Source organism: Dechloromonas sp. ZY10 (genome assembly GCF_041378895.1).
Taxonomy (GTDB): Bacteria; Pseudomonadota; Gammaproteobacteria; order Burkholderiales; family Rhodocyclaceae; genus Azonexus; species Azonexus aquae.
Genome location: NZ_CP144212.1, coordinates 2,880,358 through 2,895,313, shown reverse-complemented (window position 1 = coordinate 2,895,313; position 14,956 = coordinate 2,880,358). Strand labels below are relative to the sequence as shown.

The 14,956-nt window shown below is 62.2% G+C and carries 15 protein-coding genes; 6 read left to right on the top strand and 9 right to left on the bottom strand.

Going from position 1 to position 14,956, the window contains the following annotated elements; all coding sequences use genetic code 11:
• Positions 1–79 precede the first annotated feature (79 nt).
• From apbC to VX159_RS13225, 4 genes are all read left to right on the top strand, one after another.
• Positions 80–1,171 carry an iron-sulfur cluster carrier protein ApbC gene (gene apbC, locus VX159_RS13240; protein WP_371323354.1) on the top strand — a complete coding sequence of 364 codons (1,092 nt, stop codon included), beginning with the start codon at positions 80–82 and terminating at the stop codon, positions 1,169–1,171.
• 259 nt (positions 1,172–1,430) lie between these two features.
• Positions 1,431–1,997: a dCTP deaminase gene (gene dcd / locus VX159_RS13235; RefSeq protein ID WP_371323353.1), complete on the top strand. Its 567-nt coding sequence runs from the start codon at positions 1,431–1,433 to the stop codon at positions 1,995–1,997.
• A 73-nt stretch (positions 1,998–2,070) separates the two neighbouring features.
• Positions 2,071–4,299, top strand: coding sequence for an Orn/Lys/Arg decarboxylase N-terminal domain-containing protein (locus VX159_RS13230; RefSeq protein WP_371323352.1), 2,229 nt, complete (start codon positions 2,071–2,073; stop codon positions 4,297–4,299).
• A 26-nt stretch (positions 4,300–4,325) separates the two neighbouring features.
• Positions 4,326–4,514 (top strand): hypothetical protein, encoded by a 189-nt coding sequence (locus VX159_RS13225; protein WP_371323351.1) that lies wholly within the window; start codon positions 4,326–4,328, stop codon positions 4,512–4,514.
• A 55-nt stretch (positions 4,515–4,569) separates the two neighbouring features.
• Here VX159_RS13225 and VX159_RS13220 read toward each other — a convergent pair whose 3' ends face one another.
• The 6 genes from VX159_RS13220 to yjgA are packed head-to-tail and all read right to left on the bottom strand — an operon-like array spanning position 4,570 to position 9,256.
• Positions 4,570–5,136, bottom strand: coding sequence for a DUF2242 domain-containing protein (locus VX159_RS13220; protein ID WP_371323350.1), 567 nt, complete (start codon positions 5,134–5,136; stop codon positions 4,570–4,572).
• Between the two features lie 10 nt (positions 5,137–5,146).
• Positions 5,147–5,659 (bottom strand): dihydrofolate reductase, encoded by a 513-nt coding sequence (locus VX159_RS13215; protein ID WP_371323349.1) that lies wholly within the window; start codon positions 5,657–5,659, stop codon positions 5,147–5,149.
• The gene (pgi, locus tag VX159_RS13210) at positions 5,656–7,248 is read right to left on the bottom strand and encodes a glucose-6-phosphate isomerase (RefSeq protein ID WP_371323348.1); all 1,593 of its coding nucleotides are present in this window, start codon (positions 7,246–7,248) and stop codon (positions 5,656–5,658) included. The genes VX159_RS13215 and pgi overlap by 4 nt, the downstream gene beginning before the upstream one ends.
• Positions 7,249–7,266: 18 nt before the next feature.
• Entirely contained in the window at positions 7,267–8,079 is an 813-nt protein-coding gene (locus VX159_RS13205; RefSeq protein ID WP_371323347.1) for a thymidylate synthase, read from the bottom strand.
• Between the two features lie 12 nt (positions 8,080–8,091).
• Positions 8,092–8,685, bottom strand: a complete 594-nt coding sequence (gene mog, locus VX159_RS13200; protein ID WP_371323346.1) for a molybdopterin adenylyltransferase — start codon at positions 8,683–8,685, stop codon at positions 8,092–8,094.
• Entirely contained in the window at positions 8,678–9,256 is a 579-nt protein-coding gene (yjgA, locus tag VX159_RS13195) for a ribosome biogenesis factor YjgA (RefSeq protein WP_371323345.1), read from the bottom strand. Before yjgA ends, mog begins: the two co-directional genes overlap by 8 nt.
• Before the next feature lie 88 nt (positions 9,257–9,344).
• Here yjgA and pmbA point away from each other — a divergent pair, with 88 nt between their 5' ends.
• The gene (gene pmbA, locus VX159_RS13190; RefSeq protein ID WP_371323344.1) at positions 9,345–10,697 is read left to right on the top strand and encodes a metalloprotease PmbA; all 1,353 of its coding nucleotides are present in this window, start codon (positions 9,345–9,347) and stop codon (positions 10,695–10,697) included.
• 98 nt (positions 10,698–10,795) lie between these two features.
• The gene (locus tag VX159_RS13185; RefSeq protein ID WP_371325527.1) at positions 10,796–11,917 is read left to right on the top strand and encodes a TRAP transporter substrate-binding protein; all 1,122 of its coding nucleotides are present in this window, start codon (positions 10,796–10,798) and stop codon (positions 11,915–11,917) included.
• 288 nt (positions 11,918–12,205) lie between these two features.
• Here the strand turns inward: VX159_RS13185 and VX159_RS13180 are convergent, their stop codons facing one another.
• The 3 genes from VX159_RS13180 to VX159_RS13170 form a co-directional block, all read right to left on the bottom strand.
• Positions 12,206–12,670 carry a Dps family protein gene (locus tag VX159_RS13180; RefSeq protein ID WP_371323343.1) on the bottom strand — a complete coding sequence of 155 codons (465 nt, stop codon included), beginning with the start codon at positions 12,668–12,670 and terminating at the stop codon, positions 12,206–12,208.
• Between the two features lie 157 nt (positions 12,671–12,827).
• On the bottom strand, positions 12,828–14,297 hold the full coding sequence (locus VX159_RS13175; RefSeq protein WP_371325526.1) for a TRAP transporter large permease subunit: 1,470 nt from the start codon (positions 14,295–14,297) through the stop codon (positions 12,828–12,830).
• A complete protein-coding gene (locus VX159_RS13170; RefSeq protein ID WP_371323342.1) occupies positions 14,294–14,887 on the bottom strand; it encodes a TRAP transporter small permease subunit in 594 nt (197 codons plus the stop codon). Before VX159_RS13170 ends, VX159_RS13175 begins: the two co-directional genes overlap by 4 nt.
• Positions 14,888–14,956 lie beyond the last annotated feature (69 nt).

Genomic DNA, 14,956 nt, shown 5'->3' with positions numbered 1-14,956 from the left:
AGGCTTTCAGTTATACTGTACAAAATTGGTCGGGTATTCCCGCCCGGAAGCCCCAGTACATCACGACAGCGGAGTTCACATGAGCTTTACCGAACAGCAGATCAAGGCGGCGCTGGCTGCCACGGTCGACCCCAATACCGGCAAGGATTTCGTCGCCGGCAAGGCGCTCAAGAATCTGAAAATCGACGGCGCCGACGTCTCTTTCGATATCGAACTCGGCTACCCGGCCAAGACCCAGATCGACGCCATCCGCAAGCAGGTGATTGCCGCCGTGCGCAGCGTCGCCGGCGTCGGCAACGTCTCGGCCAACGTCTTCAGCAAAATCGTCGCCCACTCGGTGCAGCTTGGCGTCAAGCTGCTGCCCGGCGTCAAGAACATCATCGCCGTCGCCTCCGGCAAGGGCGGCGTCGGCAAATCGACCACCGCCGTCAACCTGGCGCTGGCCCTGGCGCAGGAAGGCGCCTCGGTCGGCATTCTCGACGCCGATATTTACGGCCCCTCGCAGCCGCAAATGCTCGGCCTTGCCGGCCAGCAGCCGGAATCCAAGGATGGCGAATCCATGGAGCCGCTGGAAGCGCACGGCGTCAAGGCGATGTCGATCGGCTTCATGGTCGATGTCGAAACGCCGATGGTCTGGCGCGGCCCGATGGTCGCCCAGGCGCTCGACCAGCTGCTCGGCCAGACCAACTGGGGCGAGGTCGATTACCTGATCGTCGACATGCCGCCGGGCACCGGCGACATCCAGCTGTCGATGGCGCAGAAAGTGCCGGTGACCGGCGCGGTGATCGTCACCACGCCGCAGGACATCGCGCTGATCGACGCGCGCAAGGGCCTCAAGATGTTCGAGAAGGTCAACATCCCCATCCTCGGCATCGTCGAAAACATGAGCATCCACATCTGCTCCAACTGCGGCCACGAAGAGCACATCTTCGGCGAAGGCGGCGGCGCGCGCATGGGCGAAGACTACAAGGTCGAACTGCTCGGCAGCCTGCCGCTCGAACTCTCGATCCGCCAGCTCGCCGACAGCGGCCAGCCGACCGTAGTCGGCGCCCCCGACTCGCGCCCGGCCGAAATCTACCGCGCCATCGCCCGCCGCATCGCAGTCAAGATCGCCGACAAAGCCAAGGACATGACTTCGAAGTTCCCCAATATCGTGGTCAAGAACACCTGATTGCCTCCGCGCCGGCGTTCCTCCGCCGGCTGAGATGAAAAAGCCCGCTATCCACGGTCGACCGTGGATAGCGGGCTTTTTGTTGGCTGGGTCGGGGTGTCCCAGGTTTTGCAGCCGCTGGCGTACTGAGGGTACCGTGTTTTAGATGAGTGCCGGATTAGCGCATTTGCTTGTGTTCTTCACGCAATTTGTCGACATTTCCGGCGGCAAAGACGGTTAGAATCCCGCCTTTGTTTTTTGTCGACCGCAGCAGGGAAAAATGGCCATCAAATCAGACAAGTGGATACGCCGCATGGCGGAAGAGCACGGCATGATCGAACCCTTCGAGCCGGAGCTGATTCGCGAAGCCAACGGTCAGAAAATCGTCTCCTACGGCACTTCCAGCTACGGTTACGATATTCGCTGCGCCCGCGAATTCAAGGTATTCACCAACATCAATTCGACGGTGGTCGATCCCAAGGCCTTCGATCCCAAGTCCTTCGTCGAAATCGAGTCCGACGTCTGCATCATTCCGCCGAACTCCTTCGCGCTGGCGCGTACCGTCGAGTATTTCCGCATTCCGCGTTCGGTGCTCACCGTCTGCCTCGGCAAATCGACCTATGCCCGCTGCGGCATCATCGTCAACGTTACCCCCTTCGAGCCGGAGTGGGAAGGCTACGTGACCCTGGAGTTCTCCAACACCACGCCGCTGCCGGCCAAGATTTATGCGGGCGAAGGCTGCGCTCAGGTGTTGTTCTTCGAATCCGACGAAATTTGCGAAACCTCGTACAAGGATCGCGGCGGCAAGTATCAGGGCCAGGTCGGTGTGACCCTGCCCAAGATCTGACCTCAGTTTGTAACGAACCTGTCTTATTGTTCGACCCGCTGCGGCGGGTCGCCGCTTTTTGAGAGAACCAGCCATGCGCTTTCATTTTCCCGTCATCATCATCGACGAAGACTTTCGTTCCGAGAACGCTTCCGGTCTCGGTATCCGTGCGCTGGCCGAGGCTCTCGAAAAAGAGGGCCTGGAGGTGCTGGGCGTCACCAGCTACGGCGACCTGACCTCGTTCGCGCAGCAGCAGAGCCGTGCTTCGGCCTTCATTTTGTCGATTGACGATGAGGAATTGTTCATGGAGCCGGAGGAAACGCTGACCGAGCTGCGTTCCTTCGTCGAGGAAATCCGCCACAAAAACGCCGAAATCCCGATCTTCCTGCACGGCGAAACGCGCACCAGCCGCCACATCCCCAACGACATCCTGCGCGAACTGCATGGCTTCATCCACATGCACGAAGACACGCCGGAGTTCATCGCCCGCAATATCAAGCGCGAGGCCAATGCCTATCTCGACAGCCTGCCGCCGCCTTTCTTCCGCGCGCTGACCCATTACGCTGCCGATGGCTCCTATTCCTGGCACTGCCCTGGCCACTCCGGCGGTGTTGCCTTCCTGAAGAGCCCGGTCGGGCAGATGTTCCACCAGTTCTTCGGCGAGAACATGCTGCGCGCCGACGTCTGCAACGCGGTTGAAGAACTCGGTCAGCTGCTCGACCACACCGGCCCGGTCGCCGCCTCTGAGCGCAACGCGGCCCGCATCTTCAACGCCGATCACCTGTTTTTCGTGACCAACGGCACTTCGACCTCGAACAAGATCGTCTGGCACTCGACCGTCGCGCCGGGCGACATCGTGGTCGTCGACCGCAACTGCCACAAGTCCAACCTCCACGCGATCATCATGTGTGGCGCGATCCCGGTGTTCCTGATGCCGACCCGCAACAACTTCGGCATCATCGGCCCGATTCCGAAGAGCGAATTTGCCTGGGAAAACATCCAGAAGAAGATCGACGCCAACCCCTTCATTACCGACAAGACGGCCAAGCCGCGCGTGCTGACCATCACCCAGTCGACCTACGACGGCATCCTCTACAACGTCGAGGACATCAAGGAAGAACTGGACGGCAAGATCGACACCCTGCACTTCGACGAAGCCTGGCTGCCGCACGCTGCCTTCCACGATTTCTACGGCGACTACCACGCGATTGGCGCCGACCGCCCGCGCTGCAAGGAGTCGATGGTGTTCTCGACGCAATCGACGCACAAGCTGCTCGCCGGCCTCAGCCAGGCCTCGCAAATCCTGGTCCAGGATTCCGAAGCGCGCAAGCTTGACCGCGATGCCTTCAACGAGGCTTACCTGATGCACACCTCGACCTCGCCGCAATACTCAATCATCGCCTCGTGCGACGTGGCGGCGGCGATGATGGAAGAGCCGGGTGGTACCGCGCTGGTCGAGGAGTCGATTGCCGAAGCCCTCGACTTCCGCCGCGCCATGCGCAAGGTCGACGAGGAATGGGGCGCTGACTGGTGGTTCAAGGTCTGGGGGCCGGACGATCTGTCGGAAGAGGGGATCGAAGAGCGCGACGCCTGGATGCTCAAGCCGGGCGACCGCTGGCACGGTTTTGGCCAGGTCGCCGACGGTTTCAACATGCTCGATCCGATCAAGGCGACCATCGTCACCCCGGGGCTCGACGTCGATGGCGACTTCGCCGACGAATTCGGCATCCCGGCGGCCATCGTCACCAAGTACCTCGCCGAGCATGGCGTGATCGTCGAGAAGTGCGGCCTCTACAGCTTCTTCATCATGTTCACCATCGGCATCACCAAGGGCCGCTGGAACTCGTTGGTCACCGCGCTGCAGCAGTTCAAGGACGATTACGACAAGAACCAGCCGCTGTGGAAGGTGCTGCCCGAGTTTGTGCAGAAGAACCCGCGTTACGAGCGGGTCGGCCTGCGCGAGCTGTGCACCCAGATCCACAAGGTGTACAAGGAAAACGACATCGCCCGCCTGACCACCGAGATGTACCTCTCGGACATGGTGCCGGCAATGCGTCCGGCCGATGCCTTCGCCAAGATGGCGCACCGCGAGATCGAGCGCGTCCGCCTCGACGACCTCGAAGGGCGCATTACCTCGGTGCTGCTGACGCCTTACCCGCCGGGCATCCCGCTACTGATCCCGGGTGAGCAGTTCAACGCCACCATCATTCGTTACTTGAAGTTTGCCCGCGATTTCAACGCCCGCTTCCCCGGTTTTGAGACCGACATCCATGGTCTGGTCAAGCGCGAGGACGGTGAGTACTATGTCGATTGCGTGCGCTGAACCGGCGCCCTGAACAGGAGACGGCGATGAAAGAACGGTATCTGAAGGAAGCCAAGGACATGCTTGATGTGATGGTCAAGTCGCAGCCGGCACTGATTCACCCGCATCACGCTTCTGAAGATACCGGCCGCCTGCTGGCTGACTTTTGTGCGGCGTTCGTTCGCCAGTACGCGAGTCATCTGGAGGCGCTCGACAAGGAGCCGCACACCGGCTGAGTTTGCTGCCGCCAGGGCGGTAAACGCACAGGGCGCCAGCGGCGCCCTGTTTGCTTTAATCCGGGATGTTTTCGATCAGCGAGAAGAGCCGCTGGTAGAAGGCCGGATCATCCACCGTTTCTTCGCCGACCTTGACCAGCGTGCCGCTCTCGGAGGACGGCCAGGGCAGCGAGATCGAGCCGACGCCGGCAACGCTGAGGCCGCTGCTGCTGGTGTTGGCGCGCAGTTCGTGCGAGGACTGCAGCGCATTGGCGTAGATAGTCGAACCGCCGCTGCTGGGCAGGCAGACCAGGGTGATCCGCAATTGCAGCTGTTGGTTGCTCTTGGGCATGAAAAACTTGACGCCCTTGACGCTGTTTTCGCCTTGCTTCTCGCTGAATTTCTCCAGTTCGTAGCCCTGGCCGAGCAAGGCGCGGCGGCCTTTTTCGCAGGCCGCTTCCGGCCCTTGCGTGCTGTGCCAGAGAAAGGGCGTGGCCTCGTTATCGAAGCTTTCGGCCTTGTAGGCGGCGGGCGGTTTGCTGCCCGGGGTGGCGCAGGCGGCGAGCAGCAGCAGCGGGAAGAGTTGCGCCAGTCGCCGCAGCGAAGGGCGTTGGCGCGGGCGGAGGAGGGCGGTGGTTCTCATCGCGCAGGGGTCAGCGCCGGCGACGATAGGTGACAAAGTGGCAAGCCGGCACATCGCTGCGGTCGGCGGTGCGTTTTTGCACCATTTCCCAGTCGACCGTGGAAATCTCGGGAAACCAGGCATCGCCTTCGGGTTGCAGTTCGACTTCGGTGATTTCGAGGCGGTCGGCGAGCGTCATGGCCTGGCGGTAGATCTGTTCGCCGCCAATGACGAAGGCCGGGCTAAGGTCCGCGGCGTCCACGGTCGACAGCAGGAATAGCGCATTTTCCAGCGAGTCGGCGAGTTCGGCGCCGGGGGCAGCGTAGTCCGGTTGGCGGCTGATCACGATATTGCGTCGGCCGGGCAGCGGGCGAAAGCGCGGCGGCAGCGACTCCCAGGTCTTGCGCCCCATGATCACCGGGCGGCCGCTGGTCATCGCCTTGAAATGCGCCATGTCTTCAGGGAGATGCCAGAGCAGCTGGTTGTCCTTGCCGATGACGCGGTTTTGCGCCACGGCGGCGATGATGACGATTTCCGGTTTCATGACATGCGGAATTGGCGGAGGTGGGTGATCAGGCCGGCTGTCGAACTGTCGAGCTCGTGGTCGTCGGCTTCGCCGCGCACCACCGGAATCAGCCGGCTGGCCAGCACTTTGCCCAGTTCGACGCCCCACTGGTCGAAGGAGTTGAGCCCCCATAACACACCGAGGCAGAACACCTTGTGCTCGTAGAGCGCGATCAGTTGGCCAAGGGTGTAAGGCGTCAGTTCGCCAAGCACCAGCGTGGTCGACGGCTGGTTGCCGGGGAAGGTGCGATAGGGCAGCAGGTGTTCGGGGATGCCGTTGGCGCGCGCCTCCTCGGCGCTCTGGCCGAAGGCGAGCGCAGCCGACTGGGCGAGGCAGTTGGCAAGCAGCGCGGTGTGGTGGCCGTGCAGCGGGTAGTCCGACTTGCCGAGCGCGATGAAGTCGCTGGGAATCGGCTGGCCGCCCTGGTGCAGCAGCTGAAAGAACGAGTGCTGGCCGTTGGTGCCGGCTTCGCCCCAGATGATCGGGCTGGTCGCGACGTCGATGTGGCGCCCGTCGCGGTCGTAGTACTTGCCGTTGCTCTCCATCTCCAGCTGCTGCAGGTAGCGTGGCAGCAGCGACAGCGACTGGCTGTAGGGAAAGATGCCGTGGCTGGCGGCCTTGAGGAAATCGGTGTTCCACAGCGTCAGCAGGGCCAGGGTCAGTGGCAGGTTTTCGGCAAACGGGGCGCTGACGAAGTGTTTGTCCAGGTCGTGCGCGCCGGCGAGCAACTCCTTGAAGCTGCGATAGCCGATCGCCAGCGCAATCGGCAGACCGATGGCTGACCACAGCGAGAAGCGGCCGCCGACCCAGTCCCAGAACTCGAACACGTTGGCGTCGTCGATGCCGAAGTTGCGGGTCGCTTCCAGATTGGTTGAGGCGGCAACGAAGTGCTTGGCGACTGCGCCGCTGGTCTGGCCGGCGGCGGCGAGCAGCCAGTCGCGGGCGGTGCGGGCATTGGTCAGGGTTTCCAGCGTGGTGAAGGTCTTGCTGGCAACGATGAACAGCGTGGTGCGCGGATTGAGCCCGGCCAGCGTCGCGGCCAGGTCGGCGCCGTCGAGGTTGGAAACGAAATGGACGTTGAGGTCGGGCAGCTGGTGGGCGCTCAGTGCTTGCACCACCATGCGCGGACCGAGGTCGGAGCCGCCAATCCCGAGATTGACCACGTCGGTGATGTACTCGCCGGAAAAACCCCGCCACTGGCCGCTATGCACCGCATCGCAAAAGTCGGCCATGCGCCGCAACACGGCCTTGACCTCAGGCGGCGCGGCGTCGCCGTCGCGCAGGTCCATGTGGCGCACGGCCCGCTGTTCGGTGTGGTTGATCGCCTCGCCGCTGCGCAGGCATTTGATCCAGCCGGCCAGGTTGGCGCTGGTTGCCAGGTCGTGCAGCAGGCTCAGCGTCTGCTGGCTGATCCGCTGCTTGGAAAAATCGAGCAGCAGCTTGCCGTGGCGCAGGCTGAAGTGGTCGAAGCGGGCGCGGTCGCCGGCAAACAGTTCGCGCAAATGGGTCGCGCGGAAATCTTCGGCGTGGGCGGCAAGGGCTTGCCAGGCGGGCGATTGCGTCAACATGGGCGGGTGTGGGCAGACTCAGACCGCGACCGGTGCCGCGATGTGCGGGTGCGGGTCATAGCCGTCGAGACGGAAGTCTTCGAAGCGGAAGGCGAAGATGTCCTTGACCTCGGGGTTGATCCACAGCGTCGGCAAGGGGCGCGGCGTGCGCGTCAGCTGCAGGCGGGCCTGCTCGAAGTGGTTGGCGTAGAGATGGGCGTCGCCGAAGGTATGGACGAATTCGCCCGGCCGGTAGCCGCACACCTGCGCCAGCATCAGCGTCAGCAGCGCGTAGCTGGCGATGTTGAAGGGCACGCCGAGGAAGATGTCGGCGCTGCGCTGATAAAGCTGGCACGACAGCTTGCGCTGGCCAGTCGCATCGGGCGGCGAGACGTAGAACTGGAACAGGCAGTGGCAGGGCGGCAGCGCCATCGCGTCGACGTCGCCGGGGTTCCAGGCCGAAACGATATGGCGGCGCGAATCCGGGTTGTGCTTGAGGCTGTGCACCAGCTGGCTGATCTGGTCGACCAGACGGCCGTCCGGGGTCTCCCAGCGGCGCCATTGCTTACCGTAGACCGGGCCGAGGTCGCCGTTTTCGTCGGCCCACTCGTCCCAGATGCGGACGCCGTGTTCCTTGAGGTAGGCGATGTTGGTGTCGCCCTGCAGGAACCACAGCAGTTCGTGGATGATCGACTTCAGGTGCAGCTTCTTGGTGGTCAGCGCCGGGAAGCCGGCGGCGAGGTCGAAACGCATCTGCCAGCCGAACACCGAGCGGGTGCCGGTGCCAGTGCGGTCAGCCTTGTCCTGGCCGTTATCCAGCACATGGCGCATCAGGTCGAGATAGGCTTGCATGGGCGCGGTTCCTTAGTTCGGGCGGGCGGGGCGCTGCGCGCTTTTGGGGCGGAAGGCCTGGATCACCGCAGCATTGGTTTCGCAGTAGGGGCCGCCGATTAGGTCAATACAGTAGGGCACGGCGGCAAAGATGCCGACATGGCGCACGCTGCCGTCGGGGTGGCGGACGCCCTCCAGGGTTTCCTGGATCGCCTTCGGCTGGCCGGGCAGGTTGATGATCAGCGCCTGCTTGCGGATCACCGCAACCTGGCGCGAGAGGATTGCGGTCGGCACGAAGTTGAGGCTGATCCGCCGCATTTCCTCGCCGAAGCCGGGCATTTCCTTGTCGGCCACCGCCAGCGTTGCTTCCGGCGTCACGTCGCGCGGCGCCGGACCGGTGCCGCCGGTGGTCAGCACCAGATGGCATTGTTCACGGTCGACCAGTTCGATCAGGGTATTTTCAATCTCTGCCTGTTCGTCGGCGATCAGCCGGGGCACGCATTCCCAGGGCGAGGCCAGTGCGCGGCCGAGCCAGTCCTGCAGCGCCGGAATACCCTTGTCTTCATAAACGCCGGTCGAGGCGCGGTCGCTGATCGAGACCAGGCCGATTTTCAGCGTCTCACTCATCGTCGGCCTCGGTGGGTTCGGCAGCCGCCGCACTAACGCCGCCCCGGTCGTGTTCCTGGAAAATCTGGAAAATCGCACGGAAGGCCTTGGGCGGCTTGCCGGCTTCCTGTTCCTTGAGCGCATTGCGGCGCAACTGGCGCAATTGCTGCTGGTCGATGCCGGGCCACTGGGCGACGATACCGGCCAGCGTGCTTTCGTCTTCGAGCAGTTTGCTGCGCAGGCGTTCGAGCCGGTGCAGGCGCGCGGTTTCAGCCGAGGATTCACCGCGCAGCATGGCCAGTCCGGCACGGATCGGCTCTTCGTCGACGCTGCGTAGCAGTTTGCCCAGATATTGCAGCTGCCGCTTGTGGGCGCCGTGGGCGGTGATCTTCTGGGCTTCGCGGACGGCGGCGAAAATCTCTTCCGGCAACTGGATGCGCTTGAGTTGGCCAACCGAGAGTTCGGCCAGTTCGGCGCCGAGGTCGCGCAATTCCTGCATCGCCTCCTTCCGCTTGGTTTTCGAGGGGCGGCTGTAGTCTTCGGCGAAATCGTCGTCGGGCAGCGCGTTGCTGCGGGCTTTGGGTGCGGGCATGGGGGAATCTTGCTGGCTGCGCCAGTGGGTCATACAGGGCCTGCTATGATAGCGATTTTCCCGCTCCTTTGCGCTTGCCGGCCCAACTATGCCCAACGATTCCTCCGCTTTTTCCTACGCCCATGCCACCCTGCAGCAGTTGGCCGAAGATGTGCTCACGCATGCCAAAAAACAGGGCGCCAGCGCCTGCGAGGTGGACGTCTCTGAGGGCTTCGGGCAATCGGTCACGGTGCGCTGCGACGAGGTCGAAACCATCGAGTTCAATCGCGACAAGGGTATTGGCGTTACCGTCTATGCCGGGCAGCGCAAGGGCTACGCCAGTACGTCCGATTTCTCGCCGCAGGCACTGCGCGACACGGTCGAGGCTGCGCTCAAGATCGCTCGCTTCACTGCCGAGGACGATTGCGCCGGCCTGGCCGAGGCAGCGCTGATGGCGCGCGATTGCCCGGAACTCGATTTGCACCATCCCTGGGCGTTGACCGTGGAAGCGGCGATAGAGATTGCCAAGCGCTGCGAACAAGCGGCGTTTGCGACCAGCCCCTTGATCGAAAATTCGGAAGGCGCGTCGGTGTCGACCCAGCAGGCACATTTCGTTTCGGCCAACAGCCACGGCTTCATGGGCGGTTATCCAACCTCGCGTCACTATGTCTCATGCTCGGTGATCGCCGGCGAGGAAGACGGCGAAGGCATGCAGCGTGACGACTGGTATACCACCAATCGCAATCCGGCCTTGCTTGATGCTGCCGAAGCGGTCGGGCGGCGAGCGGCGGAACGGGCTACCGGGCGGCTCGGCGCGCAAAGGATCAAGACCGGCGAATATCCGGTGTTGTTCGATGCCACGCTGGCCGGCGGCTTGCTCGGCAGCCTGGTTCATGCCGCCAGCGGCGGCGCGCTGTACCGCAAGGCGTCGTTTCTGGTCGGCCAGCTGGGGCAGAAAATCCTGCCGGATTTCGTGCGCATCGACGAACGGCCGCATCTGCGGGGGGCGCTCGGTTCGGCGGCGTTCGACAGCGATGGCGTCGCAACCCGCGAGCGGGCAGTGGTCGAGGGCGGGGTGCTGCAAGGCTATTTCCTGTCGGCCTATTCGGCGCGCAAGCTGGGCATGCAGACGACCGGCAATGCCGGCGGTGCCTACAACCTGCTGCTGCAACCCGGCGAACTCGATTTTTCCGGCCTGCTCAAGCAGATGGGGCGTGGCCTGGTGGTGACCGAACTGCTGGGGCATGGGATCAATTATGTAACCGGCGATTATTCGCGCGGCGCCGCCGGTTTCTGGGTGGAGAACGGCGAGATCGTGCACCCGGTCGAGGAGATCACGATTGCCGGCAATCTGCGGCAGATGTTTGCCGGTATCGCTGCGGTCGGGAACGATGTGCTGATTCGCGGTTCGAAGCAGGCGGGGTCCATCCTGATCGACCGGATGACCGTCGCCGGGGCCTGAGTGGCCGGGTGATTGACGCCAGGGCCCGGGGCAGCGGACTATAAGGGTTTTCCTCAACTCGTTTGTACTCTGTCTTTAGTTAGAATCAATTTGTCACCATTGACGTTACCGATCACACTGGAGGAGACAACATGCAACGTCGTGATTTTCTGAAAAAAGCCTCGCTGGGCGCCGCTGCCGGTGCTGCTGCTACCGTCGCCGCCCCGGCGATCGCGCAGTCGCTGCCGAACATCAAGTGGCGTCTGACGTCCAGCTTCCCGAAGAGCCTGGACACCATTTACGGCGGCGCTGACGTGCTCGCCAACCGCCTGCGCGAAATGACCGGCGGCAAGTTCGACATCCGTGTCTTCCCCGGCGGCGAAATCGTCCCCGGCCTGCAGGCGCTGGACGCCGTGCAGCAAGGCACCGTCGAGTGCTGCCACACCTGCTCCTACTACTACGTCGGCAAGGACAAGACTTTCGGTTTCGGCACTGCCGTACCGTTCGGCATGAATGCCCGCCAGATGAACGCCTGGATTTACTACGGCGGCGGCCAGAAGCTGCTCGACGAGTTCTACGCCAACTACAACGTGGTCTCCTTCGCCGGCGGCAACACCGGTACCCAGATGGGCGGCTGGTGGCGCAAGGAAGTCAAGACCGTGGCTGACCTCAAGGGTGTGAAGATGCGGATCGCCGGTCTCGGTGGCACCGTCTTCTCCGAACTGGGCGTGGTGCCGCAGCAGATCGCCGGTGGCGACATCTACCCGGCGCTGGAAAAAGGCACTATCGACGCTGCTGAATGGGTCGGCCCGTTCGATGACGAAAAACTCGGCTTCTACAAGGTCGCCAAGAACTACTACTACCCTGGCTTCTGGGAATCCGGCCCGGTCATCCACTTCTTCGTCAACAAGAAGGAATGGGACAAGCTGCCGAAGGAATACCAGGCTGCTTTCCAGGCTGCTGCGTACGAGGCCAACGTCACGATGATGGCCGAATACGATCACAAGAACCCGATCGCCCTGTCCAAGCTGCTGCAGAGCGGTGTCAAGCTCAACGCCTTCTCCGACGAAATCCTCGGCGCCGCCTACAAGGCCGCGCAGCAGATTTACGCCGACGAGGCCGGCAAGAACCCGGCGTTCAAGAAGATTTACACCGAGTGGGACAAGTACCGCAAGACGCAGAATGCCTGGTTCAGCGTCGCCGAAATGCGGATGGACCGCTTCCTGCAGTCGCACAAGTAATCCGCCACGGTCGACTGACCGTTTGCAGTAAAAAGCCCGGATTCAATCCGGGCTTTTTTGCGTCTGGCTACTGCCTTTTTACTGCTCGACGAAAGCGCGTTCAAGCACGTAATCGCCGGCTTCGCCGATGTGCGGCGAGATGATCAAGCCGTAGGCGCTGGATTGGGTCCAGTGGTGATGCGGGGCGGACTCAGTCATGGCGGGGGCGGCGATTTTCACGGTCGACAACAAAAAACCCGCGATTTCAGATCGCGGGTTTTGCTTAGGTCCGGGAGCGGCGAATCGGCTTCAGCTTTCCAGCAGGCTGCGCAGCATCCAGGCGTTCTTTTCGTGAATCTGCATGCGCTGGGTGAGCAGGTCGGCGGTCGGCTCGTCGCCGGCCTTGTCCACGATGGCGAAAATGCTGCGGGCAGTCTTGGTCACCGCTTCCTGTCCGGCAACCAATTGCTTGATCATTTCTTCGGCGCTGACCTTGCCTTCGCTCTCCTTGATCACCGTCAGTTGCGAAAACTCGCGATAGGTGCCGGGGGCTTGCACCCCCAGCGCGCGAATCCGCTCGGCGATCAGGTCGAGGGCGTTCCACAGTTCGGTGTACTGGTCCATGAACATCACGTGCAGGGTATTGAACATCGGGCCGGTGACGTTCCAGTGGAAGTTGTGGGTCTTCAGGTAAAGCGTGAATGAGTCCGCAAGCAGCCGGGACAGGCCTTCGGCAATTTTTTCGCGGTCTTTTTTGCTGATTCCGATATCCATGTTTTTCTCCTCAAGCAGGTGACGACAATGGGGATATTCTGCGCTGGCTGTCGGCATCTTGCCAGTCGCATTTGCCAATCCTGATCATAGGCCTTTTTGATGACGAAAAAAAAGCGGGGCCGCAGCCCCGCCTGAGTGAGGGATAGATCGGATCGGCTTATTTGCCTTCGTTGCTCTGCAGATTTTTCAGCAGGTCGGCGCCGGGTTCTTCCTGTTTGTCGTTGTCGCTGTCTTGCATCAGGGAGCCAAGATCGACGCCCCCGGCTTCACCAGCCTGTTCGATGCGGGCTCTTTCCTCCGGGTCGCCGTAGCTGACGATGTTCGGGAAGGTGATGACGATGGCGACCATGATGATCTGGATGCAGACAAACGGTACTGCGCCCCAGTAGATATCGGTGGTCTTGATCGAGGCGGGGGCGACCGAGCGCAGGTAGAAGAGCGCGAAGCCGAACGGCGGGTGCATGAACGAGGTCTGCATGTTGACTGCGAGCAGCACGCCGAACCAGATCAGATCGATGCCAAGCTTTTCTGCGACCGGTGCCAGCAACGGCACGATGATGAACGACAGTTCAAAGAAGTCAAGGAAGAAGGCGAGCAGGAAGACCAGAATGTTGACCACGATCAGGAAGCCGAGCTGGCCGCCTGGCAGCGACAGCAACAGGTGTTCGACCCAGAGGTCGCCGTTGACCGCGCGGAAGACCAGGCCGAAGACGGTCGAGCCAACCAGGATGAAGACCACGAAGGACGACAGCTTGCCGGTGGTGGCCATGGCCTGCTTGAGCAGGTTCCAGTCGAGGCGTTTGCGGGCGATGGCCATGATCAGCGCGCCAGCCGCACCCATTGCGCCGCCTTCGGTCGGGGTGGCAATGCCCAGGAAGATGGTGCCAAGTACCAGGAAGATCAATGCCAGCGGCGGGACCATCGTGGTGATGACTCGGAGCAGAAGCTTCAGTCCGCGCAGGGTGCGGGCTTCGGGGGGCAGGGCCGGTGCCGAGGCAGGCTTGATGATGGTCAGCAGGGCGACGTAGCCGACATAGAGGCTGGTCAGTACCAGGCCCGGGACCAGGGCGCCTTCGTACATGTCGCCGACCGAGCGGCCCAGCTGATCGGCCATGATGATCAGTACCAGCGACGGCGGGATGATCTGGGCCAGGGTGCCGGAGGCAGCGATGACGCCGGAGGCGAGGCGCTTGTCGTAACCGTAGCGGAGCATGATCGGCAGCGAGATCAGACCCATCGAGATTACCGAGGCGGCAACTACACCGGTGGTGGCGGCAAGCAGGGCGCCGACAAAAATCACCGCATAGGCGAGGCCGCCACGCATCGGGCCGAACAGCTGGCCGATGGTGTCGAGCAAATCCTCGGCCATGCCCGAGCGTTCAAGCACTAGCCCCATGAAGGTGAAGAAGGGGATGGCCAGCAAGGTATCGTTGGCCATGATCCCGAAAATCCGTTCCGGCAGAGCCTGGAACAGTGCCGGGGTGAGCAGGCCCAGTTCGATCCCGATCAGGCCGAAAACGATGCCGTTGGCGGCCAGCGCGAAGGCGACCGGGTAGCCGAAGAGCAGGAAGAGAACCAGTGCGCCGAACATCAGCGGCGCCATGTTGGCAATGACCCATTCCATTATTTGCCCTCCTTGGCTTTGGCGGCAGCAATGGCGGCAGCCAGTTCTTCTTCTGCCGAGGGTTTGTTTTCCTTGGCGTTGGGGTCGGCGATCAGGCCTTGCAGGAAGGCGATGCGCTTGATCAACTCGGAGACGCCCTGCAAGGCGAGCAGCAGGAAACCGAGCGGCAACAGGGCCTTGACCGGCCAGCGGATCAGACCGCCGGCGTTGGCCGAGTATTCGTTAATGCGAAAAGATTCGGTGACCAGCGGGACCGACAGCCAGAGCACCAGTACGACCATTGGCAGCAGGAAGAACAGGGTACCGATGATGTCGATGATGGCCAGGCCGCGCGGGGAAAATTTTCCGGAGATCACGTCGATGCGGACGTGCTCATTTTTTTGCAGCGTGTAGGGGGCGCAGAGCAGGAAAACTGCGGCAAACAGGTACCACTGGATTTCCAGTAGGCCATTCGAACTGTCGTTGAAGATGAAACGATAGGTTGCGTTACCGGCACTGATGAGGGTCATCAGCAAGACAAGCCAGAATGCACCCTTGCCGACACGCTCATTGATCTTGTCGATCAATGTCGAGAGCGAGAGTAGGGGGGTCACTTGTTTTTCTCCTCGGTTGGTAAAATGATCGCCTTGATGGCGGTGCTATTGAGTAATCCCGTTTTTTGA